At 63.5% G+C, this 23,404-nt stretch carries 30 protein-coding genes, 12 tRNA genes and 1 pseudogene; 30 read left to right on the forward strand and 13 right to left on the reverse strand.

Annotated elements, in window-relative coordinates; genetic code table 11:
• Position 1: 1 nt before the first annotated feature.
• Positions 2-1,369, reverse strand: coding sequence for a bifunctional UDP-N-acetylglucosamine diphosphorylase/glucosamine-1-phosphate N-acetyltransferase GlmU (glmU, locus tag J4G43_RS27570; RefSeq protein WP_208089430.1), 1,368 nt, complete (start codon positions 1,367-1,369; stop codon positions 2-4).
• A gap of 171 nt (positions 1,370-1,540) precedes the next feature.
• On the opposite strand from glmU, the gene J4G43_RS27575 reads away from it, so the two are divergent.
• Together J4G43_RS27575 and J4G43_RS27580 are read left to right on the forward strand one after the other, a co-directional pair.
• Complete coding sequence (locus J4G43_RS27575; RefSeq protein ID WP_208086892.1) at positions 1,541-2,908, forward strand: hypothetical protein; 1,368 nt, start codon at positions 1,541-1,543, stop codon at positions 2,906-2,908.
• Between the two features lie 146 nt (positions 2,909-3,054).
• Complete coding sequence (locus tag J4G43_RS27580) at positions 3,055-3,435, forward strand: hypothetical protein (protein ID WP_028147889.1); 381 nt, start codon at positions 3,055-3,057, stop codon at positions 3,433-3,435.
• On the opposite strand, the gene J4G43_RS27585 is transcribed toward J4G43_RS27580, so the two are convergent.
• Entirely contained in the window at positions 3,395-5,059 is a 1,665-nt protein-coding gene (locus tag J4G43_RS27585; RefSeq protein WP_208086893.1) for a glycoside hydrolase family 17 protein, read from the reverse strand. The genes J4G43_RS27580 and J4G43_RS27585 overlap by 41 nt on opposite strands.
• A 222-nt stretch (positions 5,060-5,281) precedes the next feature.
• On the opposite strand from J4G43_RS27585, the gene J4G43_RS27590 reads away from it, so the two are divergent.
• The 15 genes from J4G43_RS27590 (at position 5,282) to J4G43_RS27660 (ending at position 14,167) form a co-directional block, all read left to right on the forward strand.
• On the forward strand, positions 5,282-5,878 hold the full coding sequence (locus J4G43_RS27590) for a beta-1-3, beta-1-6-glucan biosynthesis protein (protein ID WP_208086894.1): 597 nt from the start codon (positions 5,282-5,284) through the stop codon (positions 5,876-5,878).
• Between the two features lie 214 nt (positions 5,879-6,092).
• On the forward strand, positions 6,093-8,762 hold the full coding sequence (locus J4G43_RS27595; protein WP_208086895.1) for a glycosyltransferase: 2,670 nt from the start codon (positions 6,093-6,095) through the stop codon (positions 8,760-8,762).
• Between the two features lie 327 nt (positions 8,763-9,089).
• Positions 9,090-9,165 (forward strand) — tRNA-Lys (locus tag J4G43_RS27600).
• A 128-nt stretch (positions 9,166-9,293) separates the two neighbouring features.
• Complete coding sequence (locus J4G43_RS27605) at positions 9,294-9,653, forward strand: hypothetical protein (RefSeq protein WP_208086896.1); 360 nt, start codon at positions 9,294-9,296, stop codon at positions 9,651-9,653.
• Positions 9,650-9,958 carry a hypothetical protein gene (locus tag J4G43_RS27610; protein ID WP_208086897.1) on the forward strand — a complete coding sequence of 103 codons (309 nt, stop codon included), beginning with the start codon at positions 9,650-9,652 and terminating at the stop codon, positions 9,956-9,958. Before J4G43_RS27605 ends, J4G43_RS27610 begins: the two co-directional genes overlap by 4 nt.
• Entirely contained in the window at positions 9,942-10,118 is a 177-nt protein-coding gene (locus tag J4G43_RS27615; RefSeq protein ID WP_208086898.1) for a hypothetical protein, read from the forward strand. The genes J4G43_RS27610 and J4G43_RS27615 overlap by 17 nt, the downstream gene beginning before the upstream one ends.
• A complete protein-coding gene (locus J4G43_RS27620; RefSeq protein ID WP_208086899.1) occupies positions 10,115-10,330 on the forward strand; it encodes a hypothetical protein in 216 nt (71 codons plus the stop codon). The genes J4G43_RS27615 and J4G43_RS27620 overlap by 4 nt, the downstream gene beginning before the upstream one ends.
• A gap of 313 nt (positions 10,331-10,643) precedes the next feature.
• The gene (locus J4G43_RS27625) at positions 10,644-11,381 is read left to right on the forward strand and encodes a hypothetical protein (protein WP_208086900.1); all 738 of its coding nucleotides are present in this window, start codon (positions 10,644-10,646) and stop codon (positions 11,379-11,381) included.
• Positions 11,378-11,776, forward strand: a complete 399-nt coding sequence (locus J4G43_RS27630) for a hypothetical protein (RefSeq protein WP_208086901.1) — start codon at positions 11,378-11,380, stop codon at positions 11,774-11,776. The genes J4G43_RS27625 and J4G43_RS27630 overlap by 4 nt, the downstream gene beginning before the upstream one ends.
• Positions 11,777-12,127: 351 nt before the next feature.
• Entirely contained in the window at positions 12,128-12,343 is a 216-nt protein-coding gene (locus J4G43_RS27635; protein WP_208086902.1) for a hypothetical protein, read from the forward strand.
• Entirely contained in the window at positions 12,340-12,588 is a 249-nt protein-coding gene (locus J4G43_RS27640) for an HD domain-containing protein (protein WP_208086903.1), read from the forward strand. The genes J4G43_RS27635 and J4G43_RS27640 overlap by 4 nt, the downstream gene beginning before the upstream one ends.
• Complete coding sequence (locus tag J4G43_RS27645) at positions 12,573-13,217, forward strand: hypothetical protein (RefSeq protein WP_208086904.1); 645 nt, start codon at positions 12,573-12,575, stop codon at positions 13,215-13,217. The genes J4G43_RS27640 and J4G43_RS27645 overlap by 16 nt, the downstream gene beginning before the upstream one ends.
• A 24-nt stretch (positions 13,218-13,241) precedes the next feature.
• Positions 13,242-13,478 carry a hypothetical protein gene (locus tag J4G43_RS27650; protein ID WP_208086905.1) on the forward strand — a complete coding sequence of 79 codons (237 nt, stop codon included), beginning with the start codon at positions 13,242-13,244 and terminating at the stop codon, positions 13,476-13,478.
• A 10-nt stretch (positions 13,479-13,488) separates the two neighbouring features.
• Positions 13,489-13,707: a hypothetical protein gene (locus J4G43_RS27655; protein WP_208086906.1), complete on the forward strand. Its 219-nt coding sequence runs from the start codon at positions 13,489-13,491 to the stop codon at positions 13,705-13,707.
• Positions 13,708-13,750: 43 nt separating this feature from the next.
• Positions 13,751-14,167, forward strand: coding sequence for a hypothetical protein (locus J4G43_RS27660; RefSeq protein WP_208086907.1), 417 nt, complete (start codon positions 13,751-13,753; stop codon positions 14,165-14,167).
• A 40-nt stretch (positions 14,168-14,207) separates the two neighbouring features.
• On the opposite strand, the gene J4G43_RS27665 is transcribed toward J4G43_RS27660, so the two are convergent.
• A tRNA-Trp gene (locus J4G43_RS27665) sits at positions 14,208-14,281 on the reverse strand.
• Positions 14,282-14,300: 19 nt separating this feature from the next.
• Between J4G43_RS27665 and J4G43_RS27670 the strand changes: the two genes are divergently transcribed.
• Positions 14,301-14,921 carry a helix-turn-helix domain-containing protein gene (locus J4G43_RS27670; RefSeq protein ID WP_208086908.1) on the forward strand — a complete coding sequence of 207 codons (621 nt, stop codon included), beginning with the start codon at positions 14,301-14,303 and terminating at the stop codon, positions 14,919-14,921.
• A 24-nt stretch (positions 14,922-14,945) separates the two neighbouring features.
• A complete protein-coding gene (locus J4G43_RS27675) occupies positions 14,946-15,332 on the forward strand; it encodes a hypothetical protein (RefSeq protein WP_208086909.1) in 387 nt (128 codons plus the stop codon).
• Here the strand turns inward: J4G43_RS27675 and J4G43_RS27680 are convergent.
• Positions 15,333-15,407, reverse strand: a tRNA-His gene (locus J4G43_RS27680).
• A gap of 488 nt (positions 15,408-15,895) precedes the next feature.
• Here J4G43_RS27680 and J4G43_RS27685 point away from each other — a divergent pair.
• Both J4G43_RS27685 and J4G43_RS27690 read left to right on the forward strand, forming a co-directional pair.
• The gene (locus J4G43_RS27685) at positions 15,896-16,180 is read left to right on the forward strand and encodes a hypothetical protein (protein ID WP_208086910.1); all 285 of its coding nucleotides are present in this window, start codon (positions 15,896-15,898) and stop codon (positions 16,178-16,180) included.
• 58 nt (positions 16,181-16,238) lie between these two features.
• The gene (locus J4G43_RS27690; RefSeq protein WP_208086911.1) at positions 16,239-16,418 is read left to right on the forward strand and encodes a hypothetical protein; all 180 of its coding nucleotides are present in this window, start codon (positions 16,239-16,241) and stop codon (positions 16,416-16,418) included.
• Here the strand turns inward: J4G43_RS27690 and J4G43_RS27695 are convergent.
• Positions 16,419-16,492 (reverse strand) — tRNA-Gln (locus J4G43_RS27695). It lies immediately after the preceding gene.
• Between the two features lie 260 nt (positions 16,493-16,752).
• A tRNA-Glu gene (locus J4G43_RS27700) sits at positions 16,753-16,827 on the reverse strand.
• 9 nt (positions 16,828-16,836) lie between these two features.
• Here J4G43_RS27700 and J4G43_RS27705 point away from each other — a divergent pair.
• The 3 genes from J4G43_RS27705 to J4G43_RS27715 are packed head-to-tail and all read left to right on the forward strand — an operon-like array spanning position 16,837 to position 17,867.
• Positions 16,837-17,034, forward strand: coding sequence for a hypothetical protein (locus tag J4G43_RS27705; RefSeq protein WP_208086912.1), 198 nt, complete (start codon positions 16,837-16,839; stop codon positions 17,032-17,034).
• The gene (locus tag J4G43_RS27710; RefSeq protein ID WP_208086913.1) at positions 17,031-17,468 is read left to right on the forward strand and encodes a hypothetical protein; all 438 of its coding nucleotides are present in this window, start codon (positions 17,031-17,033) and stop codon (positions 17,466-17,468) included. Before J4G43_RS27705 ends, J4G43_RS27710 begins: the two co-directional genes overlap by 4 nt.
• Before the next feature lie 54 nt (positions 17,469-17,522).
• The gene (locus J4G43_RS27715) at positions 17,523-17,867 is read left to right on the forward strand and encodes a hypothetical protein (RefSeq protein ID WP_208086914.1); all 345 of its coding nucleotides are present in this window, start codon (positions 17,523-17,525) and stop codon (positions 17,865-17,867) included.
• Here J4G43_RS27715 and J4G43_RS27720 read toward each other — a convergent pair.
• A tRNA-Gly gene (locus J4G43_RS27720) sits at positions 17,868-17,942 on the reverse strand. It abuts the gene before it with no gap.
• Positions 17,943-17,953: 11 nt separating this feature from the next.
• On the opposite strand from J4G43_RS27720, the gene J4G43_RS27725 reads away from it, so the two are divergent.
• Positions 17,954-18,223, forward strand: a complete 270-nt coding sequence (locus tag J4G43_RS27725) for a hypothetical protein (protein WP_208086915.1) — start codon at positions 17,954-17,956, stop codon at positions 18,221-18,223.
• On the opposite strand, the gene J4G43_RS27730 is transcribed toward J4G43_RS27725, so the two are convergent.
• Positions 18,224-18,311 (reverse strand) — tRNA-Ser (locus J4G43_RS27730). It lies immediately after the preceding gene.
• 15 nt (positions 18,312-18,326) lie between these two features.
• Between J4G43_RS27730 and J4G43_RS27735 the strand changes: the two genes are divergently transcribed.
• A complete protein-coding gene (locus tag J4G43_RS27735) occupies positions 18,327-18,530 on the forward strand; it encodes a hypothetical protein (RefSeq protein WP_208086916.1) in 204 nt (67 codons plus the stop codon).
• A gap of 2 nt (positions 18,531-18,532) precedes the next feature.
• On the opposite strand, the gene J4G43_RS27740 is transcribed toward J4G43_RS27735, so the two are convergent.
• Positions 18,533-18,609 (reverse strand) — tRNA-Arg (locus tag J4G43_RS27740).
• Positions 18,610-18,619: 10 nt separating this feature from the next.
• On the opposite strand from J4G43_RS27740, the gene J4G43_RS27745 reads away from it, so the two are divergent.
• From J4G43_RS27745 to J4G43_RS27760, 4 genes and pseudogenes are all read left to right on the forward strand, one after another.
• Positions 18,620-18,814, forward strand: coding sequence for a hypothetical protein (locus tag J4G43_RS27745; protein WP_200890010.1), 195 nt, complete (start codon positions 18,620-18,622; stop codon positions 18,812-18,814).
• A gap of 239 nt (positions 18,815-19,053) precedes the next feature.
• Positions 19,054-20,593, forward strand: a pseudogene (istA, locus tag J4G43_RS27750) (IS21 family transposase).
• On the forward strand, positions 20,553-21,416 hold the full coding sequence (istB, locus tag J4G43_RS27755; protein ID WP_208083951.1) for an IS21-like element helper ATPase IstB: 864 nt from the start codon (positions 20,553-20,555) through the stop codon (positions 21,414-21,416). Before istA ends, istB begins: the two are co-directional and overlap by 41 nt.
• A 75-nt stretch (positions 21,417-21,491) precedes the next feature.
• Positions 21,492-22,079 carry a hypothetical protein gene (locus tag J4G43_RS27760; RefSeq protein WP_208086917.1) on the forward strand — a complete coding sequence of 196 codons (588 nt, stop codon included), beginning with the start codon at positions 21,492-21,494 and terminating at the stop codon, positions 22,077-22,079.
• A gap of 40 nt (positions 22,080-22,119) precedes the next feature.
• Here J4G43_RS27760 and J4G43_RS27765 read toward each other — a convergent pair.
• The 4 genes from J4G43_RS27765 to J4G43_RS27780 form a co-directional block, all read right to left on the reverse strand.
• Positions 22,120-22,194, reverse strand: a tRNA-Asp gene (locus tag J4G43_RS27765).
• A gap of 433 nt (positions 22,195-22,627) precedes the next feature.
• A tRNA-Leu gene (locus tag J4G43_RS27770) sits at positions 22,628-22,710 on the reverse strand.
• Positions 22,711-22,819: 109 nt separating this feature from the next.
• A tRNA-OTHER gene (locus J4G43_RS27775) sits at positions 22,820-22,917 on the reverse strand.
• A 73-nt stretch (positions 22,918-22,990) separates the two neighbouring features.
• Positions 22,991-23,066: transfer RNA gene (locus tag J4G43_RS27780), tRNA-Val, on the reverse strand.
• Positions 23,067-23,404 lie beyond the last annotated feature (338 nt).

Raw genomic sequence — 23,404 nt, forward strand, 5'->3', positions numbered from 1 at the left:
CTCAGTTCTCCGGCTTCTTTTCCGGCTTCTTGCCGCCGGTCTTCATCTCGCGATAGCGCGCCGCGCCGCCTTCCCGGATCGTCTGCTGATTGCGCTCCAGCGCCATGGCGTCGTCGGGCACGTCGCGGGTGATCACCGAGCCGGAGCCAATATAGGCGCCGTTGCCGATCTTCACGGGCGCGACGAGAGAGGAGTTGGTACCCACGAAGGCACCCTGCCCGATGATCGTCTTGTGCTTCTTGAAGCCGTCGTAGTTGCAGGTGATGGTGCCGGCGCCGATGTTGGAATTGGCACCGATGGTGGCGTCGCCGATGTAGGAGAGATGGTTGACCTTGACGCCAGCCTCCAGCGTCGCGGCCTTGGTCTCGACGAAATTGCCGATGCGCGCGCCGTCGCCGAGCGAGGTGCCAGGTCGCAGCCGCGCATAGGGGCCGATCGAGACGTTCTTGCCGAGCGTGGTCTGCACGATATGCGAGAAGGAATGGATCACCGTGCCGTCGGCGATCGATACGCCCGGACCGATCACCACGAACGGCTCGATGGTGACGTCATTGCCGAACACGGTGTCGGCGGACAGATAAACGGTCTCGGGCGCGATCAGCGTGACGCCTGCTTCCATCGCCGCTTTGCGCAAGCGCGCCTGCATCACGCTTTCGGCCTCCGCGAGCTGCGCCTTGGTGTTGATGCCGCGCACCTCGTCCTCGCTGGTCTCGATCACGACGGCCTCCCATCCCTGTTGACGAACGACGCCGACCGCGTCGGTCAGATAATATTCGCCCTTCGAATTCGCATTGCCGATCTTGTCGAGGATCGCGAGCGCACGGCGCCCGTCGATCGCCATCAGGCCGGCATTGCACAGATCGATGTTGCGCTCTTCCGCGCTGGCATCGGCATGCTCGCGGATCGCGACCAGACGGTCGCCCTCGACGATGAAGCGGCCATAGCCGGTGGGATCGGCGGCGCGAAAGCCGAGCGCGGCGATTGCTGCGCCCTTCGCGAGCGGCGCGCGCAGCCGCGCAAAGGTCTCGGCCGAGATCAGCGGCGTGTCGCCGAAGGCAATCAGCAGATCGTCGGCGCCCCGCGCAATCGCCTCGCGCGCCGCCAGCACCGCATGCGCGGTGCCGAGCCGTTCTGCCTGCACGAAGGTGAGCGCATCGGGACGGATACGTTTCGCCTCGTCCCCGACCGCCTGATGGTCGGGGCCGATCACGACGGCGAGCGAGGTGCCGGTTCCCTTCGGTGTGGCCGCGAGCAGGTGCGCGAGCAGGCTCTGGTGGGCGACCGGATGCAGCACTTTCGGCAGGTTCGATCGCATGCGCGTGCCTTCGCCGGCGGCGAGTACGATCGTGAGGCTGGAACGGGCGGTCATCGAAATCCTGTCAAACATGGCCGAATCAACGGGCGGCGGCAGGCCGATGCCGTCATGAGCTGTCGCCTTGCTACCCCCGCAAACGCCCGGAATTCAAGTGCGACGGGGTTTTCCTGTTAATGTTCCCTGATTGATTCGGGGAAGCAGTTCGGGGCTGGGCACTTAACGTTCATGGCAAAGGATTCCGACCCACTGGCGGACGCCTTCGGGGCCAAGGAGACCGGCGGGCTGTTCTCCGGACTTCTGGCCGAGGAAAGCGCGGTCGACCGCAGCATGATGTGGCGGCTGGGCGCGTGGGGCGTGGTTGCCGTCGGCGCTGTCGTGATGGCCGTGATGGCCAATCAGGCCCAGCTCGGCTGGCGCCGTGACCAGGTTGCGTCGGCCGATCTGTCGCGCCAGGCCGACCGGCTCCAGATGCTGACCAAGGAGAGCCAGAACGAGGCCCGCCGCCTCGCCTCCGCCATCGAGACGCTGAACACCGATCGTGACCGGCTCTATTCGCGCGTCACCGTGCTCGAGCAAGGGATGGATTCCGTCACCGGCGCCATCGCCAAGCAGAGCGCGAAGCCGCAGGACGCGCCGGCGCCTGACACCCAGCCCGCGGCGCCGACCGTCGCGCCGGTCGCCTCGACGCCGGCTCCCTCGAGTGACAAGCCGCGCGCGGCAGCCGCGAAGGACCAGGCGAAGGAGCCGACAAAAGACGCTCTGAAGGAGGCCGCAAAGGATCAGTTGATCCCGCCGCCGCAGAACGCCGCCATGGCCTCGCTGGTGTCGCAGTCCCCGCTGACAACGTCGGCACTGCCCATGCTTCCGCTGGTGCCATCCAAGTCGATCATGGCGCCACCCGATCCCGCCGCATCGAAGCTGACGCAGCCCGAGACGACGGAGAAGGCCGCCGAGAAGAAGCCCGAACAGGCGCCCGCCCCGACCGAGGTCGCCGCGGCGCCAGCCAAGCCGCCGGAGACGGCCGAGAGCGAGGCCCCTGCAATCGCGGTCCAGCAGACGCGCTTCGCCATCGACCTTGGCGGCGCCAACTCGCTGGACGGCCTGCGCACGCTCTGGCGCGGCCTGATCAAGTCCAATCCGGAGATCGCGACGCTGCGGCCGATCATCATGATCAAGGAAGGCAATGCCGGCCTCGGCATGCAGCTCCGCTTGGGGGCCGGCCCGCTGATCAATGCCGCCGCTGCCGCAAAGCTCTGCGCGGGCCTCGCCGAGAACGACCGCCATTGCGAGACCACCGTGTTCGACGGCCAGCGGCTGTCGATGCGCGGTGGATCGGAGAAGGGACAAGAGAAGACTCAGGACCGGGTTCAGGAGAAGAACGAGAAGAACCAGGACGCGGTGCCGCGGGCCGAGACCGCGCCGGCGCCCGCTCCTGCCGCCAAACCGGAGAAGCGCCGCCGCAGCTACTCCTCGAAACGCTCGTCGAAGCGCGAGGAGCCCGCGCCTGCCCCCGCACCTCAGCCGCCGGCCGCACCGGCGAAGCCGGAGACGGCCTCGGCGGGATCGACGCTGTCGTCGTTCTTCAGGCGGTAGGAACGCGGACGAGTTAGATCACTGCGGCCTCTCATCAAATTGGGGCGTCAATGGCCGTCGACCAATGACTCGTCGAACAGCGCAAGCGATCAGAAATATCCACCTCGCCTGTTGCCCCCTCCCGTCATCCCGACCATATTGCGCCCATGACAAAAAAGCCCTTCCGCCTCACGCCCTACCAGGTGCAGTTCCTGATCGTCGTCGGTTTCGTGTCCGTCGGCTATGCGATCTATCTGCGCTATCTCGGCATCGAGAACTCGACCGTCGGCCTCGCCTGTGACGCCGGCCTGCAGACGCTGATCTGCAAGGCGCGCACGGTCTCGACGGTGCTGTTCAAGAATTCGGTGTTCGGCATCGTCGCGCTGGTGGTTGCGACGCTGAACCTGATGCGGCCGTCGATCGTGCTGCTGACCGTCGGCATCGTCGCCGCCGGCCTCGGCATCGTGCTCTACAATGTCGTGCTGTCGGGCCTTGCGATCGGCCTGTTCATTCTTGGATTTGCTCGGCCCGCGCCCGCCACAGCGTGAACGCGAACAGCAAGTAGATCGCGCAGGTCCACAGCGACTGCCAGTTCTCGCGGCCCTCGTTGAACAGCACAAAGGCGGCCGCCAGCGTGAGCAGGCCCGCGAATACCGATTCCGCCATCGGACGCTGGCCGATCTGCGGCCGGTTCAGCATCAGCACCGCGAACGGCACCACCGCCATCGTCAGCGAGGCGTAGGGGAAGTCGTGGTAGCGCGAGTCGAACACGAAGGCGAGCGCGGTCTGCGTCGCGATCACCGCGGTCACCGCCAGCGTCAGGCCGAGCACGGCGGTGAGCTTCGACCATTTGCGGCCCTCGCGCGGACCGAGCAGATCGAGGAAGGTCGGAAGGCTGCGGCCGATCACCATCGCCTGCGCGCAGAAGATCGGCGACAGGATGCCGGCCAGAAGCAGCGCGCCCCAGTGCAGCCAGCCGCCGATGCCGTAACTCTCATAGTACATCTTGTCGGCGCCGATCCCGAGCAGGGTGCCCGCTGACGTCGCCGAGATCGCGACGCCGAGCCAGGCCGAGAAGCGCGGCGTCCACGGCCGCCTGCGCAGCGTGAGGCCGGCGACCGCGAACACCAGCACGCAGAGGCCCATGCCGGCGCCCATGTACCATTTCCAGTACGGGAAATTGCTGATCGGCTGGCCCGGCGGATATTTCAGGTTCCGGCGCACCGAGTCGTACAGGCCCCAATAGCCGCCGACGGTGCCTTCCAGCTTGCGCTTCCAGGGCTGGTCATAGGACTCGATCAGATTGACGCGAAACTTGTTGGCTTTCGCCAGGCCCAGGATTTCCGAGACGACGCGCGCCTGGTTGGTGCGCGACGGCAGCGCGCCCTCGCGCATGCGCCCTTCGCTGGGCCAGCCGGTTTCGCCGATCAGGATCTCCTTGCCGGGGAACGCGACCGCCATGCGCTCGCGGATCGCCTCGACATGGCTCGCTGCGAACTTCGCCTTCACCGGAACATCCTCCCAATAAGGCAGGATGTGGATCGTGACGAAGTCGACGGCGTCATAGACCTCGCGATTCCTGAGCCAGAACTCCCAGACGTCGGCATAGGTGACGGGCACGCTGACCTGCGCCTTCACCGAGCGGATGATGGAGACGAGGTCCGCGGTCGTCATCTCGCCGCGCAACAGCACCTCGTTGCCGACGATGACGCTGGTGATGATGCCGGGAAATTCCTTGGAGAGGCGGACGGCGAGCGCGGCCTGCTCAAAATTCTTGGCGCGATTGCTGGAGAGCCAGATGCCCTGGAGCACCTTCAGCCCGCCGACCTTGGCGGCGATCGCCGGCACCTGGTCGAGCCCGTTCTCCATCGAATAGGTGCGGACGCAGTCGGTGATCTCCTTAAGCTGGCGCAAATCCTGCTCGATCTGGTCGGCCTCGATATGGGTCCACGCGTTCAGCGGCGACTGTTCCCCGCGGAACGGCGCATAGGAGACGCATTGGACCTTGTCGGCCGGGTCGATCGGGGCGCGCGCCAGCGTGATTGGCGTGGCCAGCCACCACCACACGGCAGCAATCGCACCCAGTGAAACGAGCAGAAGCGCCAGTGGCGTACGAAGAGAAATCGGTTCCGTCCTCCGCGAGGTGCCGTCGATTACCTGCTCACGCGCCATCTGCCAAGGGGTGTGTCCGGGATGGATCCTTCCCTCCCCCGAGGAATTTACCTGCGGCCGTTCGACAGAGGCCTAGGATCGTGACTTTGCTGGACAAAATTTCAAATTCAGGTCATGGACTCGGCAGGACTTTGCCGCCGCACTGGGGACCCATTTGGACGCCATCACCGGCGAGTCCGCGAGGTCCTGGCGCGGGCGGTCAGCTGATATATTGGGGAATTCATGCGGCAACGGGTGTTCGAGTTACGAAATGCGGTCCTGCGGCAGTTCGCCGCCACCTTGGCCGTCTCCTCCCTGGTCGTGATGGTCGGTCTCGGTGGCGCCTCCGCCCAGAGCGGCACGCCCGCCCCGGACCAGGGCAAGGCAGCCGCCCAGCCCGCCGATGCCGCCGCCAAGGACGCCGCTCAGAACCAGCGCCGCACCGACGAGTTCGCCGAAGCAGCCCAGGTCATCAACGGCCCGGCCGGCAACCCCGAATGCGTCTGGCTCGGCCGGCGCGTGGTGCGGCTGATGTGGCGCGACGACCTCGATACCGCGTTCCGCCATCTCGACCTCTACGACCGCTTCGGCTGCCCCGGCGGCCACATCCAGGCCGCCTTCCGCTGCCTGACCCGCTTTGGCGGCCAGATCGATCCCAAGGTCGCCGAGACCCTGGACAGCCGCGTGCACGCCTGCTGGATCAACCCGGCATCCCAGCCGCAGCAGGCGTCAGCCAGCGCCTCCCAGCCGGCGGCGCCAACCACGGGCAATTCGCCGGCCCCGCAGCCGGCCGCGAGCCCTGCGCCTGCGGCAAGCCCGACACCGGCGCCCTCGAAATAGCCGCGATCGTTTCAGCCGCCGTTCAGGAACGATCGGCGATAGAAGCGGTTGGCACTGCCGCACATTCCGAAACTGTCATGCCCTCATACGGTCATGAGGCCATGACAGTTGTGAAACCGCGCGGCAGAGGTATGCTCCATTTGCCGCGGACTCGGTCGGATCTCGGGGTCGGATCCGCTTCCCTGCCACTTCAGCCCCTTTTGGTTTAGCCGCGATGCGCGTTGTCGCCGCCGTTCTGTTGCTTGTGTCCGTGCTTCACGCCGGCATCTGGGGAGTCCTGCGCGACAAGGAACCCGCGCCCGACTTCAAGGGCCTGCTGCCCAGCGTCTCCTACGCCCCGTTCGAAGGCGCGGCGCACCCCGACATCGACAACATCCCCACCGTCGAGAAAATCCGCGCCGACCTGAAGACGCTGTCGACGATGACGCGCGCGATCCGTCTCTATTCGTCCACCGGCGGCGTCGAGCTGGTGCCGCCGATCGCGGCAGAGTTCGGCCTTAAGGTCACCGTCGGCGCCTGGATCGACAAGGACAAGGATCGCAACGAGCGCGAGATCAAGGCCGCCATCGAACTCGCCCGCAAGAACAGCAACGTCGTCGGCGTCGTGGTCGGCAACGAGGTGATCTACCGCGGCGAGCAGAAGGTCGAAGACCTCATCGACATGATCAAGAAGGTGAAGGGCTCGGTCCGCGTGCCCGTCACGACCGGCGAGATCTGGAACATCTGGCGCGACAATCCCGACCTTGCCTCCAACGTCGACTTCATCGCCGCCCACGTGCTGCCCTATTGGGAAAACTTCCGCTCGGACCAGGCCGTCGACCAGGCCGTCGATCGCTACAACCTGTTGCGCAACCTGTTCCCGGGCAAGCGCATCGTGATCGCCGAATTCGGCTGGCCGAGCCAGGGCTACAACCTTCGCAACGCCGACCCCGGTCCGTTCCAGCAGGCGCTGACCCTGCGCAACTTCGTCAGCCGCGCCGAAGCCATCGGCATGGAATACAACATCGTCGAAGCCATCGATCAGCCCTGGAAATATTTCGAGGGTGGCGTCGGCCCGTACTGGGGCATCCTCAACGCCAGCCGCGAGCCGAAATTCGCCTGGACCGGCCCGGTCGAGAATCCCGACTACTGGAAGCTGATGGGAATTGCGCTGCTGGTCGGCATCCTCCTGTCGCTGCCAATCCTGCGGCTGGAACAGCCGACCGCCAGGCAGGCGTTCCTGCTGTCGGCGACCGCCAACGGCGTCGGTGCCTGGGCCGCGACCGTGTTCGCATTCTGGAACGACCACTATTTCATCTTCGGCTCGGCCTTCGCGCTCACGCTCGGCATGATCCTGCTTGTTCCCCTTGTCCTCATCGCGATGGCGCGCGTCGACGAGATCGCGGCGGTGGCCTTGGGCCGGCCGCCGGAGCGGCTGCTCTCCAAGAGCAAGCCGGTCGAGAACGTTCCCGAAAATTACTATCCGAAGGTCTCGATCCACATCCCCGCCTATTTCGAGCCGGTCGAGATGCTGAAGCAGACGCTCGATGCGCTGTCGCGGCTGAACTATCCGAACTACGAATGCGTCGTCATCATCAACAACACGCCCGATCCCGCCTTCTGGCAGCCGATCCAGGACCATTGCCGCGCGCTCGGTGAACGCTTCAAGTTCATCAACGCCGAGAAGGTGCAGGGCTTCAAGGCCGGCGCGCTGCGGATCGCGATGGACCGCACCGCCGTCGATGCCGAGATCATCGGCATCCTCGATGCCGACTATGTCGTCGATCCCGACTGGCTGAAGGACCTCGTGCCGGCTTTCGCCGACCTGCGCGTCGGCCTCGTGCAGGCGCCGCAGGAGCATCGCGACGGCGACCTGTCGATCATGCACTACATCATGAACGGCGAATATGCCGGCTTCTTCGACATCGGCATGGTCCAGCGCAACGAGGCCAACGCCATCATCGTGCACGGCACGATGTGCCTGATCCGCCGCGCCGCGATGGACATGGCCGGCGGCTGGTCGTCCGACACGATCTGCGAGGACAGCGATCTCGGCCTCGCGATCCAGCAACTCGGCTGGACCACCCACTACACCAATCATCGCTACGGCCAGGGCCTGCTGCCCGACACCTACGAGGCCTTCAAGAAGCAGCGTCACCGCTGGGCCTATGGCGGCCTCCAGATCGTGAAGAAGCACTGGCGGAACTTCCTGCCCGGCCGCAGTCGGCTGACGCCCGATCAGAAGCGCGAATATGGCTTGGGCTGGCTGAACTGGCTCGGCGCCGAAAGCCTCGGCGTGGTGGTGGCGCTGCTCAACCTCATCTGGGTGCCGATCGTCGCCTTCGCCGACATCGCCATCCCGGACAAGATCCTGACGCTGCCGATCATCGGCGCCTTCATCGTCTCGCTCGCGCACTTCCTGTCGATGTACCGCGCGCGCGTCGCGATCAAACCCGGCCAGATGATGGGCGCGATGATCGCCGCGATGAGCGTGCAATGGACGGTGTCGCGCGCGGTCGCACAAGGTCTCATCACCGAGCACATCGCGTTCGCGCGCACCTCCAAGGGCGGCCTGTCCAGGATGTCGATCGAGTTCCAGGCGTTCTGGGAGGCCGTGATCGGCACCCTGCTGGTGATCGGCGCCGGCGTGCTGATCGCCTCCAACAGCTATCGCCAGATCACCGAGATCTACATCTTCGCCGGCGTCCTGGTGCTGCAAAGCCTGCCGTTCCTGGCCGCGGTCGCGATCGCGATCCTCGAGCTCAGCCGCATCAACTCGTTCCAGTTCTGGCGCGACAGCGCGATCCGCACCGCCGAGCTGATCGGCCTGCGCCCCGTGGCCCTGCCGACCCCCGCCGGCACGCCGCAGCCGGTGCCGAGCGAGGTCCGGCGGGAAGCGAATTGACGAACGAACGGCCTCTCGGCGCGGGTGAAACCTCCGCGCCGGCAAGCCACCGGCGCTGTTCGGCGTGGATAGCGGGCCGCCAATCGAGTTGAAAATTCTGGCCTAAGCGGCGGAAAGCGCGAGCGAATCCCCGCCTCCGCCAAGAGTTTGGGCCGCCACTCGCACTATTGACCTCAGCGCCCCGTCCCCCTACACAGCGCGGGCCGAAAGCATGATCCGGAAACAGCCGGTTTTTCCCCGCGACGCCAGTTGAGGCAGCGGCAAGACATGCTTCTCGAATGTCCGAAGACGATGGCGATCGATCTTGAAAGCCATCAGCGGCCATGGGAGCGCGTAGCTCAGCCGGTAGAGCACGTGACTTTTAATCACGGGGTCCTGGGTTCGAGCCCCAGCGCGCTCACCACTAAGAGCCTCAAATTACTCGATAATTGACGCAGCGGCGGCTTGTAGACAGGGGCCCTGTCTACAAGATTTCGGTTCTGTCTACAAACTCGGTTCGCTGACTGTTCCGCTCGCGCGCGGAGCGACCGCATGATCGCGACGCTCCCCCGCCTCATCTCGGCGTTCGATCGACGCTTCCCGAAGCTGCGCGATCCGGAACGGGCCCACGGCGCCTGCTGCCTCATCTCGGGCCTGTTCGCGGCGGAGGTGCCCGGCGCGCGCGTCGTCTACCTGCTCGGCAGCCGGCGCTACTTCCCGGACCGCGTCGATGACTACCCCGCCAAGGACCCGTTCTACTTCCACGCCGTCGCGGTGGTCCGCGGCCAGGCCTTCGACTGGACGCGCCGGCAACTCGACCCGCGCGCGGCACACCCGTTCGTCCAGCCGGCCGCCGAACTCCGGCGCGACTGGATCCGGCTCGGCCGATCGCCGGAGGTGCTTGGCCTATGAGCAAGCCGGTCTACCTCGAGCCACGCTCGGCCGCGGTCCTGGCGCACATGGTCGCCTACGACCGGCCGGTGACCGCCGCCGAGATCGGCCGCGACTCCAGCCTGCACCCGCGCGGCACGCCCCAGACATGGGCCGAGCTCGGCCGCTCCCTCGCCCGCCCTCTGCTCGAGCACCGCCTCGTCCTCAGGGCCGGCCGGGCCCCGATCCATTTCGTCATCACCGAACGCGGCCGCATCGCGATCGCGCTGTTCCGCGTCATCACCACCCGAAAACTGAAAGGAGATGCCAATGGCCAACCTGGTTGACACCTTGGGCTCATGGTCGAGCGCGCGAGCCCAGCGCCGGCGAGTCGCCAGCGATCTCGCGGGACGCGCCGTGCGGGCAGCTGAGCGCGAGGCCGCGGCCAAAGAGCGCATCGCCGCCGCGCTCGAGCAAGCCAACAGCATGACGCAGGTGCAGGCATGACCGCCGGCTCAACCATGATCGTCCTTATTTCCCTTGGCGCGTACGCGCTCATCGCGGCCCTGATCTACCTCCTGGATCGCCGCATCATCCGGGCTGAAGGCGGCTACGACCTTCGAAGCCTGTACCGCTATCCGTCGACGTCGGTTTGCATGTGCCTGGCTGGAGTGGTGGTGCCGGCAATTCCTGTCGCTGTTCTTTGGTGGCTGGCATGACCAAAGACACAACCGCCTATCTCAAGCGATCCAGAATGAAACGCCCGCTCCTCGTTTACGCCGCAGGGTTCTTGACGTGCGCCCTGTTCTTCGCGGGCCCTGGTCTCGTCGAAATGGCCCGTGTCGCCGCGTGGGTGGCATGCCGCGTCCTAACTTCCGGAGCCTGTCTATGACACACTCACATTCTTCCGCGGGAACCTCTTCTGCCACGGCAAGCTTGGCAGAAGCGACGACAGCCCCGGTCCTTATCGCCACTCACGCGAGTGAGGGTCTGCCAAGCAGTGATGCCGCAGGTGCCGGGGCTGTCGAGCGCTTGTCTGCCGACACCGCAAAACTCGGCGACCCGCACCCGCATTGGTCGACCGACGCCAAGAACGAAAGCTATCCCAAGACGGTCGAGGAATGGGACCCTCGCAAAGACCCGGTCGGGCAGCATTTGGACTTGGCCGAGAAGCGCCTGCGCGTGTCGATAGACCGTGACGACCCCCGAGCACCGGCAGAGATGGCGCTGGTGTCGCGCTGGGACCTGATGACGCTAATTCATGACTGGTGGCACAAGTCCGCCGTCTTTGACATTTGGCGCGCTGAGCGCGCCGCCAAGGTCGCCGATGTGTCCAGCGATGTACCGCAGGAATCGCAACTGACCGACGTGCTCGCGTCCTGCAAGGGCGAGCACCTGAAGTTCGAAGAGTGGGCTGCGGGCGAAAAATACGACATGCACGAGCACCCGCTCCACTATCTGTTCATCGATGCCAAGACCAACGCCGCGCGACAGGGATGGAAGGCCGCGTTGCGCTATGTCGCTTCCACGCTCACGCGCTCGCAGAGCGAGACGCCAACCATCGGCAGCGTCCCATCGTGCGGCAAGGAGAACGACTACCGCCGCGCCGCCAAGGACGAGGGTCGCACCGATCGTGAAGCGCTCGACAGGCTAGTCCCAGCTATCGGCTCCAGCAAAAACGAGTCTTTGGCGTTCGGCCACTTTTACTCGATGCGAGGATGGAACGTCACGTGGTCCGATAAGACCACACAAAAGAGAGACGAGGCATGAGCCGCTTCCATTTCCCGCTTTTTGTCGGCGCGGGCACGACGGCTAATATCCGGCCTGAGGAGTCCGGACTCACAGTCAGCAAGCTGCTCGACGCCGCCAAGCTGATCAAGACGGTGCCGGCGATCCCGCGGATCGTTGTGACGCCGCTCGCCCTCAAGGATACCGAGGAACGCCTGTTCCCAGTCTCGCGTAATCGATCGCGCCGGATCCACAAAAAGCTGGTGAAGAGATTCGGAGGTGAGTTTCGGAAGGTGCCCTGCGTCATCCAGATCGGCGACAAGATGTACGTGCATCCCGCGATCGAGGCTGAGCTCAAGCAGCGCATGACGACACGGATCGAGAGCGAGATGGAACGCACGATCATGGGCGGCGCCGGATACCGCGCGCTGTTCTGACGACTTCGGCCCCCGGGACGCTCGGGGTTGGACTTCCGTTACAGGCGCTTCCGACAAGCTGGCCGGTCGTAGATTCTCGGAGCGTACGGGAGCCAGCCCGAGGGCAGACGAAACGGGTGAGTATCCAGGAGGTCGCGGGTTCGAAGTCCCGCCCGGCGAAAGCCGGTAGCTCAGGAGACGGATGCACGGGACGCTGCGGGGCTCCGCGGGACCGCCGTCGAGGGAGAGCGCCAGGGGAAAGCCCGGTCCACCCGGGAAGAGTAACGCAGATCGATTTGGGGGAGTTGCCTGGGGACGATGCGTCCAGGGCTTTGGCCCGCGAATATGTTGCGAGGCAGAGGGAGATGAAAAATGGAAGTTGAGAAATTGGCAATCGCGAAACTGGAGTTGAAGGCCGGCGACGTCTTGGTGGTCCAGCTAAATAGGCGGCAGCCAACAGAGGTCATGAACCGCGTGCGGGACTCGATTTACCCGCATCTCCCGACGGACGTGAAGATCATGGTGATTGATCCGTCCATCAATCTGGCGGTCTTGACCGCGGCCGATGTCGCGGGCCGGACCTCATGAACGGGCTGATCTTCCGAGCTCGCGAGTTCGCCCGCGAGCGGCATTCCGCTCAGGCGCGGCGCTATACGGGCGAGCCATACTTCGTGCACCTCGAGGAAGTCGCCCGCATGATCGAGCTCGCGGGCCGGCCGGAAGAGTCTATCGCAGCCGCCTGGCTGCATGACGTGATCGAGGATCAGGGGGGGCCGCCGAGACCCTCGCCCGCCATTTCGGGCCAGAGGTTGCCCGGATGGTCATCGCTCTGACCGACACGCCGCCGCGCCCCGGCATCAACCGCGATGGGCGGAAGGCGATTGATCGCAAGCGGCTATCCGAAGCGTCTCCAGAGGTCCAGGGCATCAAGTGCGCGGACCTCATCAGCAACACCTCGACGATCGTCAAGCACGATCCCGACTTTGCCAAACGGTACCTGCCGGAGAAGCGCGCCATCCTCGAGGTGCTGACGCGCGCGCCGGCGCCGCTGCGCGACCAGGCTTGGGCGTCCCTGCCTGGGGGCGGAGCGCGAGTTGGAGGCGGCCAATGCACGATGACTCTTGGCGCGACGGCTACGACGACTGGAAACTGGCGAGCCCGGACGATGATTACGAGGAGCCATGCGAGCACCGGGATACGGAGGTCGACCATCATCGAGGGTGACGTCACATGTGTCGGCTGTGGCGAAACCTGGAGCGCGACGCCGGCCGAGCTCGCTGCTGAGCTCGAGCACCAGGCCGCCTACTTCGAGCAGGAGGAACGCGAGCTCCGCCGACGATGGTGGCCCGAGCTCTTCGCCGAGGTCAGCTTCCCGATCCGCTGGCCGATCTTCCGGCTGCTGGAGCGGGTCTGGCCGCGCAAGTCGCTGGTGGTGCTCACGGACGACGAGATCCCGTTCTGACATCGAGGACAACGGATGAGTCTGATGGACATGGACACGCTGGCGGCGGCATTCGAAGCCCACAAGGCAGGCCAGACCAAATTCACCCGGCGCATGGCGATCGCGCTGGCCGACATGGATGGAAGCACTCCCAGGCAGCTTGTCCTGCGCTGTGAGCGCCTCGGCCTGCTGAAGCAAGGTTCGTGGGATTGGTTCGCGGCGAATGGAGGCATCACCGCCGAACACATCAAGGAAGTCCGCGCCGCCGCGCCCGCAGCATAGAGAGGCCCAAATGGACGCTACGTCACGCGGTGACTTAGAGGCGGATCTGGTTCGCCACTGGTACGAAAAGAACCGGGAGAGTTGGTGGGCTCGCAACAAGCCGGGGATAATCGGCGCCGGCCCCGATCGCGACGGCTCGCACGCCGACGAGTTGATGCTCAGATTCATCGGTGAGGTCCGCCGCATCGGCAGGTTGTCCGACCGCGAGCTTTTGCACGAGTCTCAATGAATGGCCGCGCTGACGGCCGCCGGGACGGATTGGAGAAGTTTTCATGAAGACGATGGAGATCAAGTGCGACGGCTGCGGCGCCGACGTAACAGCCACCAGCAACTGCGTCGGATACCGGTTGGCGCTCAACATAGAGCACCAAGAAGTGCGCGGCCCCTACGTGACAGCGATGGGCGTATATCCGCCCATCGACCTTGACCGGCACTTCTGCGGGCTCCTTTGTCTCGATCACTGGCGTGCCCGCGAGCGTCATAGCGACGAGAAGGAGAAATCCTTCCGAGATGCTTGGATCGACACGCACGGCACCCGCTTCGACAACGGCGGCTGCAGCTATCCGTCGCCTTTGCAAGAAACTCAGCGGGAATGGAGAAAGACGGCGCGCGAGTCGGCCCTTGCTGCGTTCCCGCGTGATCGCGGGCATCTTCAGACCAGGCGGAAGCCGGCGCCAAGCACGACATAAAGCGGTGGCAGGAGTGGCAGGGTTCGAACCTGGCTTGATCTGGCACCGGTGGGACGATTCGAACGTCCATATTCAGTTTTGGAGACTGACGTCCTACCGTTGAACGACACCGATTTGAAGGAAATCGTGGGAAATGTACGTTACCGAAACGCAATCGAAGGTTCTGTCGCTATGTCGCGAGAGCAAACGCGTCCATGAGATCGCGAAGGAGCTTCGTGTAACAGAATCGACGGTGTCCTACCACATCGGTCGTCTGATCGCCGCGGGGCACGACATAGAGCGCTTCAAGCCCACAGCCTGCGAAGCGGACTGGGAAGCGATTCAAAGCGAACTAGATGCTGGGACAACATTGAAGGAAATAGCCGATCAATACGGCATTACGAAAAGCGCTCTCCAATGGGCCGCAAAAGCTGGCACCATTGCCTACAACCCCATTCACTCAGCGGGAATGACGGCCGCAGAGTACGCCACAGCGTTCGGCGGAAAGATCACTGTCACGGCATTCAGGCGCGGCATGGTTCGCCGTCTGATCGAAGAGAATGGCGGAGCCCAATGCAAAAACTGCGGATTGGCCGAATGGCTGGGAAAGCCCTTGCCCGTCGAGCTCGACCACGCCGACGGCGATACGGACAATAACGCGCCCAGCAACCTGCGCATGCTCTGCCATAACTGCCACGCACAGACACCGACATTTAGGGGGCGCAACATCAAACTGAAGCGAGCGCGGCTCTCTCTGTCCTGCTCGTCCAATTGAGCTTCACTCCCAAAGGGGAATTCGATGACGGAAGATGAGACCTTCGCGGTCCTGGAAAGCTACTTCGGCACAACCGTTCACGGCTGGCCCTGCATCCCGCGCCAGCGTGCCAGGTGGTGGCAACGTCGAGACCACCGCATTGACCGTCTCGTCGACGGCGCCCTCGCCGCGATCGGCCGTGCCCCCTACACACCGGAAATGAGCCGCATCTTCTGGGAGCAGGTCCGGTATGGCCAGGACATCTGCGAGGACGCTGGCGGCTATGACTGGCGGTGCTGGTGCGCCGCGCTCGGGCTACCCTTTCGTGCTCCTACGCTCACGTACAGCGGCTATATGGCGCCCAACGAAAATGCCGAACTCGGCCGCGTCTACATTGGCCTATTCAAGGATCTTGGCGCCGACAAGCGGTGATGGTCCTGACTGGCGGGATCGAACCGCACGTCTCCCGGTCCACGGCCGAGCGTCCTACCATTGAACGAAGTCAGGAGATTTGGAATGGCGAGCTTCTTGGTGCGCTGCTGCTGTGATCCCGGAACAATCTACGGCTACATCGAGATTGCCGGCGACAGGCGTCACCGCGACGGTGAACGGCCAGGGTGAGCTTACTCCCCACGGACTCTGCCAGGGATTTCGCCCCTTCGGCCGCGCAAGGCCGCGATCCTGCCCGCGGTGAGACTGCGGAGATCAAACTCCGTGAATTCGGAGACGGCGACTACCGTGAGATCGCAGTCCATTCGGACGACCGGCCAATCGAATTTTGGCGCGGCGTCCGGGGCTTCACCGAGCTCAAGCCTGTCATGGGGTTCACCACACGCACGCTGGCGCGCGAGCTCCGCGCCGAGGGCGAGCGCAGCACCTTGCGTTTCTTGTCAGCTGCCGCCGGCCGCGGCCCGCTCAATATGGCTGACGCGATGGAACTGTCCCGGCGGTCGGCTGAGAATATGAACCGGACTATTGCAACGGACGTCGCCTTCATGACCGACACGATCCAACGCCTCAGCCATCCCCGTATTTCTCTGATCGGGATCGCGATGGCCAGGGACCTAGTGTCCGGGCTTCACCGCCATCGAGACGACCAAGCTAGCGCGCTGACGCCCAAGCCCGAGCCTCAGACCTTCATGGGGATCGAGATCATCGACGATTCTGCCATGCCGTCCGGCACTTTCGACATCATCACCGATGCCGAGGCGTTTGCCGAACGCTTCCGCGAGATCCGACTTAGAGATCTGGTCGCAGGCGCCGGGGTCAAACCGGCCTAGTCGCCCTTATGAGGAGCAACCCCTACTCTACCGAGGGCCTGCGAAAGAGGTTTGAACGATGGATGAAGCAGAACGGTTGAAGATGAGGCTCGAACACTTCGATAGCAGCGGATACTGCTCGGAGTGCTTTGAAGCCGGCGTCAATCAGGCGCTCGAAGTCGCGGCCAGGATCGCCGAAGATTTGACGGATCCGGTCAAGACGGCTGAGCGCATCAGAGCGCTGAGAGACCCCCGGTGATGGAGAGCGCGCCTGGATTCGAACCAGGGGTGTCGGGATCAAAACCCGATGCCTTACCGTTTGGCTACGCGCCCGCGTGAGGGATGGGGATGTCAGATCTGACGGACGAGCTTCAGAAGACGCCATCGCCTCGTCGTCGCGATCGCTGAGCGCCGGTTCGACGACGAGACGCTGATCGCCATGCTCGACGCCGGCCTCGACCAGGCCCATGCCGAGGGCCTCAAGGATGCGGCGGACATCTGCAAGGCCGTCGGCGAAGGTGCTTCGTCTGCGTCCCGTGTCGCCGGCGTCCTGGAAAAGTCGATCCGCAATCTCATCCAGCTAAACAAGAAGGTGGCGCTCCCTACGGGACTCGAACCCGTTTCCTCGCCTTGAAAGGGCGATATCCTAGCCCATAAACGAAGGGAGCAGATCTGCGATGCCGTGGCAGCCAATCGAAACCGAGCCGAAGAACTCTAGTCAGCGGCTGGTGTCAGTTGACCCGTCAGATCCTGAAGCCGCTCATCTCGTCACCCTCCTGCCCGACGGCACCCATTTCAACGGCGACGTGGTCATCGAGTCGATGATGGACGTCACGCCGACGCATTGGCATCCCGTTCCGGTTGACCCGAAATGATGCTTGGCCCGGACGAGGAAGAAGGGCTGGTCCATCTTTCCGTTGGGCTTACGGTGGCCGTGGATCGCCTCGCGACGTGCTTCCGGCCCGACGGCACCAGCGAGGGCGACCTCTTCGGTTGGGCCTTCCGGCACCGGTTGTATGGCCCGGAGTGCGGCGTATATCATGGCCTCATCGATTGGACCGATTGGTATCTGGAGAGCGAAATTATGGAAGAGCACGCCCGCAAGCTTATCAAGATCATGAAGGACGCCGGCATCCAGCCGGGCAACATGATGATCTTCACCTCGATCGAGGAGATCTGGCTCCGGCCCGACGGCTCCGATCGCGAAGAGCTCATGCAAGGACTGCAATACGCGGGCGACAACGGCTGGGTCGAGGACGCTGGTGGTCGCAAGCTGCGGCTCACTGCGAAGGGCGCCGCCGCGGTTTGAGGGCGCGGGCCGCCGGCATCGAAGCGGCTGCGCGGGACGACGAAGGGAGTCGAGATGGATCACACCGTACCGCGCCGATGGATCGAGGAGGCTCGCCTGGGCCTCTTCAGGCCAAGCACCCAGAGCTTTCTCTGCACCGAGCCGCATAGTTTGGTCAGGCTCGACGAGATCGAACCGCCGAAACGCAACGAGAACGTCGCACTTGATGCGAACGGCTTCGGCAAGGCGCGATCGATGTGGATCCTCGGCCGAATATACGATGCTGAGCCGCTTCCGCCGGTGCGCGTCGGACCGGGGCACAGCTTGCCTCACGTCCTGCGAGACGGCTTCCATCGCTATTACATCTCGCTTGCGCTTGGGTATTCGCACATCCCGGCCGAGGTCGAGACGTGGACGTGATGGAGCGGGCGGCCGGAATCGAACCGAGCCTGGACGGCTTGGAAGGCCGTTGATCCACCAATGACCCACGCCCGCAAGAGGTAGAAATGATTTTTGGTAGCTATCCGTGCTGCAACGGCAGCCTGACGCTTTCGATGCCAGATCGCACGCCGGCGTATCTTTCCGAAGCCTGTCCTCACTGCGGCGCAGAGGTTTGGCACCGTCTCAGCCGTGTTGAGAGCATGTCGTGGACGGAGGCAGATTTTCTGAAGGAACGCGACGTCGACATCGAACAGAAAACGATCAGGGCCAAGCCCGGCACAGAGGCCGAACTCTTCGAGAAAGCAATTCAATTGCCACCTCAGACCACAACGTGATGGCGGAGAGACCGGGATTCGAACCCGGGAGACACAACGGTCTAACGCGTTAGCACCGCGCCGCCTTCAGCCGCTCGGCCACCTCTCCGGAAAGGAAACGCTAATGACAACACCCATGCGCCCCATCTCCGAGGCGATGCGGGAGAAAGTGAAGCAGTCCGCGGCGGACCTCGCTGAAGCATGGGCCAAGAGCGGCGACACACTTGAGCACTATGACAGGCGCGCGATGGACGAATTGCGCGACCTGATCGAGATCCGGATCATGGCAGTGCTCTCCTCGAAGCGCGGCGAAGGATTGCGCGCGTGAAGTGGCGATCACGGCCGGACTCGAACCGGCAACCTCCGGGATAGGAGCCCGGCGCTCTGTCCAGTTGAGCTACGCGACCAGGATAACGGATGGGCAAGACCGACACCAAGCCAAAGACCGGAGACCCGCTGGGGCGAGAGCACCGCTGCACGGACTTCGACAATGACTGCAAGGATGTCCCTGGCGTTGCGCCGGACGGCTTCGTCAGATCCCACCTCACCTGCTGGCTTTACGATCCCACACGCGGCTGGTGCCCATTCCTTCGCGATGATCATGTGCAATAGCTGCGAGCGATACGCCGAGCAGAGGGACCGCTACATGCGCCTCATGGAGCGTGCGGTTGAAGACGAGGATTCGGCACGGGCGCGCTACGCCCAGGCGCTGGACGATCTCGAAATCGCCGAGCAGGACTGTGTTTCGGCATGGAATAAGGACCCCGTATTCGGGGTAATCGGCATCCAATCGGGACCCCGGGACAAGGGTCCACAGTGGCTTCCATCAAGTCATGGAAGCCGAGGTTGGGATGCTGGTGGTGGAGACGATTGCGAAGATCCGTCGCGCTTATTTTGTTCATGGTCAGCCGATCAAGGCGATCTGCCGGGAGCTTGGCGTATCGCGCAAGGTGGTCCGCAAGGTCATCCGCTCGGAGGCGACGGAGTTCCGGTACGAGCGAGAGACGCAGCCGCTTCCGAAGATGGGCCCGTGGAGTGCCGAGCTTGACCGGTTGCTGGCGGCGAACGAGAGCAAGACGACGCGCGAACGGCTGACGCTGATTCGCTTGTTCGAAGAGCTTCGCGGCCTCGGATATGCCGGCGGCTACGACGCGGTTCGTCGCTATGCGCGGCGGTGGAGCCGAGAGCGTGGCGCCTCGACGACCTCAGCTTATGTGCCGTTGAGCTTTGCGCCCGGCGAAGCCTACCAGTTTGATTGGAGCCACGAAGTCGTCCTGTTGAGCGGAACCACGGTGGTCGTGAAGGCGGCGCATGTCCGGCTTTGCCACAGTCGGATGCTGTTTGTTCGGGCCTATCCGCGCGAGACGCAGGAGATGGTGTTTGACGCCCACGACCGGGCGTTCGCACTGTTCAAGGGGACTTGCCGGCGCGGCATCTACGACAACATGAAGACGGCGGTGGAGACGATCTTTGTCGGCAAAGGCCGCCTCTACAATCAGCGCTTCCTGCAGATGTGTAGCCATTATCTGGTCGATCCGGTTGCCTGCACGCCAGCGTCGGGCTGGGAGAAGGGACAGGTCGAGAACCAGGTCGGGTTGGTCCGCGAACGCTTTTTCACCCCGCGACTGCGCTTCAAGACATTGGACGAGCTGAACGCCTGGTTGCTCGATAAATGTATCGCCTACGCCAAGGCGCATCGGCATCCAGAGTTCGCCGACCGGACTGTCTGGGAGATCTTCGAGGCCGAGCGACCCAATCTCGTGCCTTATGCAGGTCGGTTCGATGGCTTCCATGCCGTCCCGGCCTCGGTCTCCAAGACCTGCCTGGTGCGCTTCGACAACAACAAGTACTCGGTTGCGGCAAGCGCGGTCGGGCGGCCCATTGAGGTCCAGGCTTATGCGGACCGCATCGTGATCCGCCAGGACGGCCGGGTCGTTGCCGAACATCCGCGATCATTCGGTCGCGGCGAGACGGTCTACGACCCTTGGCACTATGTGCCCGTGCTTGTGCGCAAGCCCGGTGCCTTGCGTAATGGCGCTCCCTTCAAGGACTGGGTGCTGCCCGCAGCGATTGAGCGTGTACGGCGCAAACTCGCCGGTGCCGACGATGGCAATCGACAGATGGTCGATATCCTCAATGCGGTGCTGACAGACGGATTGCCCGCGGTGGAAGCCGCCTGCGCCGAGGCGGTCGCTCATGGCGTTCATTCCGCCGATGTCGTGCTCAACATCCTGGCTCGTCAACGTGAACCTGCCCCACCGGCCAACATCATGACGCCGGCCGCCTTGACGCTTCGCCATGCGCCGATCGCCGATTGTGCCCGCTACGACAACCTCCGGAGGACAAACTGATGGAACGAACCCAAATCTTCGATCTCATGGGCGAGCTTAAGCTCTACGGCATGAAGGCCGCCTTCGACGAGATCATGGCGACCGCCGTCAAACGCCAGCACGAACCCCAGCGCATCGTCGGCGATCTGCTCTCCGCCGAGATCAACGAGAAGCAGGCCCGCTCGATCAAATACCAGCTCACCATCGCCAAGTTGCCGCTTGCAAAGGACATCGCAGACTTCCAGTTCGACGCCACGCCGATCAACCAGACGCTTGTCAATGATCTCGCCGGCGGCGGCTTCATCGCCCAGCAACGCAACGTCGTCCTGGTCGGTGGAACGGGCACCGGCAAGACCCATCTGGCCATCGCTATCGCGCGAAGCTGCATCCGATCCGGCGCCCGTGGCCGCTTCTATAACGTGGTCGACCTCGTCAACCGCCTCGAGACCGAGACCCGCAACGGGCGACAGGGCCGGCTTGCCGAGCACCTAACCCGCATGGACTTCATTGTCCTGGACGAGCTCGGATATTTGCCCTTTGCCCAGTCCGGCGGTCAGCTTCTCTTCCACCTCGTCAGCCGGCTTTATGAGCGCGCCTCCGTCCTCGTCACCACCAATCTGGCATTCGGCGAGTGGCCGAGCGTGTTCGGCGATGCCAAGATGACGACCGCGCTGCTCGACCGGCTGACTCATCACTGCGACATCGTCGAGACCGGTAACGACAGCTGGCGCTTTAAAAGCCGCGACGACGATCAAACAACCCGCGCTCGCGCCGTCTCCGCAACCCCGGCCAGCTCCGACGCCGCGAGCGCTACCATCAAGACTCGCCGATCAAAGGGGTCCCCTTTGGACGCCGATCGGGGGTCCCAGTCCAACGCCGATTGACACGATAACGCCCTCGAAGCGTATAAGGCCTGCGTCGGGAGCAGGAGTGAGATAGGATTTACCTTTGTTGGAAGTGTGATCGATACCGATCCGATTTTTCTTAGCATCGACTGGACGCCGCGAGATCGTCCGAACGATGCTAAGTCCGACCTGTTTGTGAAGCTGACACAAGGGACCATCGAGGAAAGCGGCACTAGAGAATTCCGCAGCGAAATCCAAGACCGGAAGTCGGCATACGTGACAATCAAACGCGATCCGTTCCAAAGGACGCAGATTCTCATTCGCGTAAACGACAAGAATCTACAAGTCCAAATTCCTGCGCGCTCAAGAATGAAGCTTGTAAAAAATATCTTGAGCTCAATGGATCCGCCGGGCGTCTCGTACGGTACGGGGACCGTCGAAACCTCGGGCAATATCGGCGGACCGGTTTGTGTTAGAATCCCAAACGATGCACAGGACAAATTCATCATCCCGGAGTCGTTCAAGATCATCAGTTATCGGGATCAGCGGCAGCGCGTCACTCGCAATGACCGGATGACTGTGTCGAACGAACGTGAAGTCTGCGCGCAAATCGACGTGGTCTTTGACACGGTTTTCAAGAGTTACGCGTACATGGACATCCGTGGAACGGCCGAAGTCATGATGGCTGTCCCGAACAACTAAAGCCTCGTGCGGAAGTTGGCTATCCGGCTTCCGCACTACTTGGCGCCCATGACGAGGATCGAACTCGCCTTCCCGGATCGACAGTCCGGTCCCTTCTCCAGATGGGGACATGGGCAGTTGGTACACTCAAGCAGTCGACAATGCTGCATCGCGCATTGGTTGTATTTTTTTGTGATTCGACGCCATGCGCTACCGGTGATCAGCTATCCGCTTTCATAAGCGTGAAGGGAGGTAAACGTGAAGATCTTATTATCTGTTGCTGTCCTCTCGATTGCCTGCACCTCTGCGATCGCCGCGGAAGGCGAAAAACTCGCGTTACTCATTCCAAATCCTGAAGCATCCAAGTCACCGCCAATTAGCGAACGGGTGAAACTTAAGCGGCGGGAGTTTTGCGTATCTTGCGCAACAGGCCGGCCTTTTAAGTGCGCCGTGAAAGCTTGGAGTGTCGAGATCGGGCGTGTCGAGTGTGGCGTCGCTAATCCGAGCTGCAGCATAACCGGGTATGATCCGCAAAAGTGCGGCGGCGGTTAATCGCAGCTTCGCAGGATTGGTGCGGCAGCCGAGAATCGAACTCGGATGCACAGGGCGCGCGCCCCTCAAGCGCGTGCGTCTACCGTTTCGCCACGGCCGCGATCTGGTGCCCCATGAGTTCTCAATCGACTGATTACCGGCCGGCGCACCGTCGCGTTCGATGGATAGGCGTGCAGTGACGCCTCGTTTTACGTCTGGGTCTCATGGGCACGGCAGTGACGGAGTTGAACCGTCGTCATCAGGTGGTGTTTTGCCGCCGATCTTGCGGCTCCGCCGTCCTGGCGCTCTAGCGTTGAGCTATCCGCCGAGAGGGTGAAATTGCGAAGTTGCGCAATTTCGCAAAGTGGTGGGCCACCGCGGGCTCATGTGAATCCCCTTTCTGGTACTCCCGGCTCGGATCGAACGAGCGCATGTCGGCGTGTAGGGCCGATGCCTTAACCGCTTGGCGACGGGAGCGCGACTTCCGCTTTTTCTGGTCCGGCAACGCTTTCCTTGAAGGCGGCCGAAAATATTTGATCGAGACCTTTCCGGTTCGGCCGTCCTGGCGCGATTACCCTATAGGAGGACCGAAGCCATGATCGACGAAGACGACGATCTCGACTGGGATCTGTGGATGGAAATGACGGACGCCGAGCATGACGCCATCCTGGCGCGCGAGACACGCCGTTACAACGAATGGTGGGACAGCCTGACGCCGCTCCAGCAGTATCGCAGCAGCCGGCGCGGCGCGGCGCGGCGCGCTGGAAGGATGCCTGACGTGGCGAAAGTCAATCGCGTGGATGGGCGCGGCCAAC

Origin of the sequence: Bradyrhizobium barranii subsp. barranii (assembly GCF_017565645.3) — a bacterium.
Classification (GTDB): domain Bacteria; phylum Pseudomonadota; class Alphaproteobacteria; order Rhizobiales; family Xanthobacteraceae; genus Bradyrhizobium; species Bradyrhizobium barranii.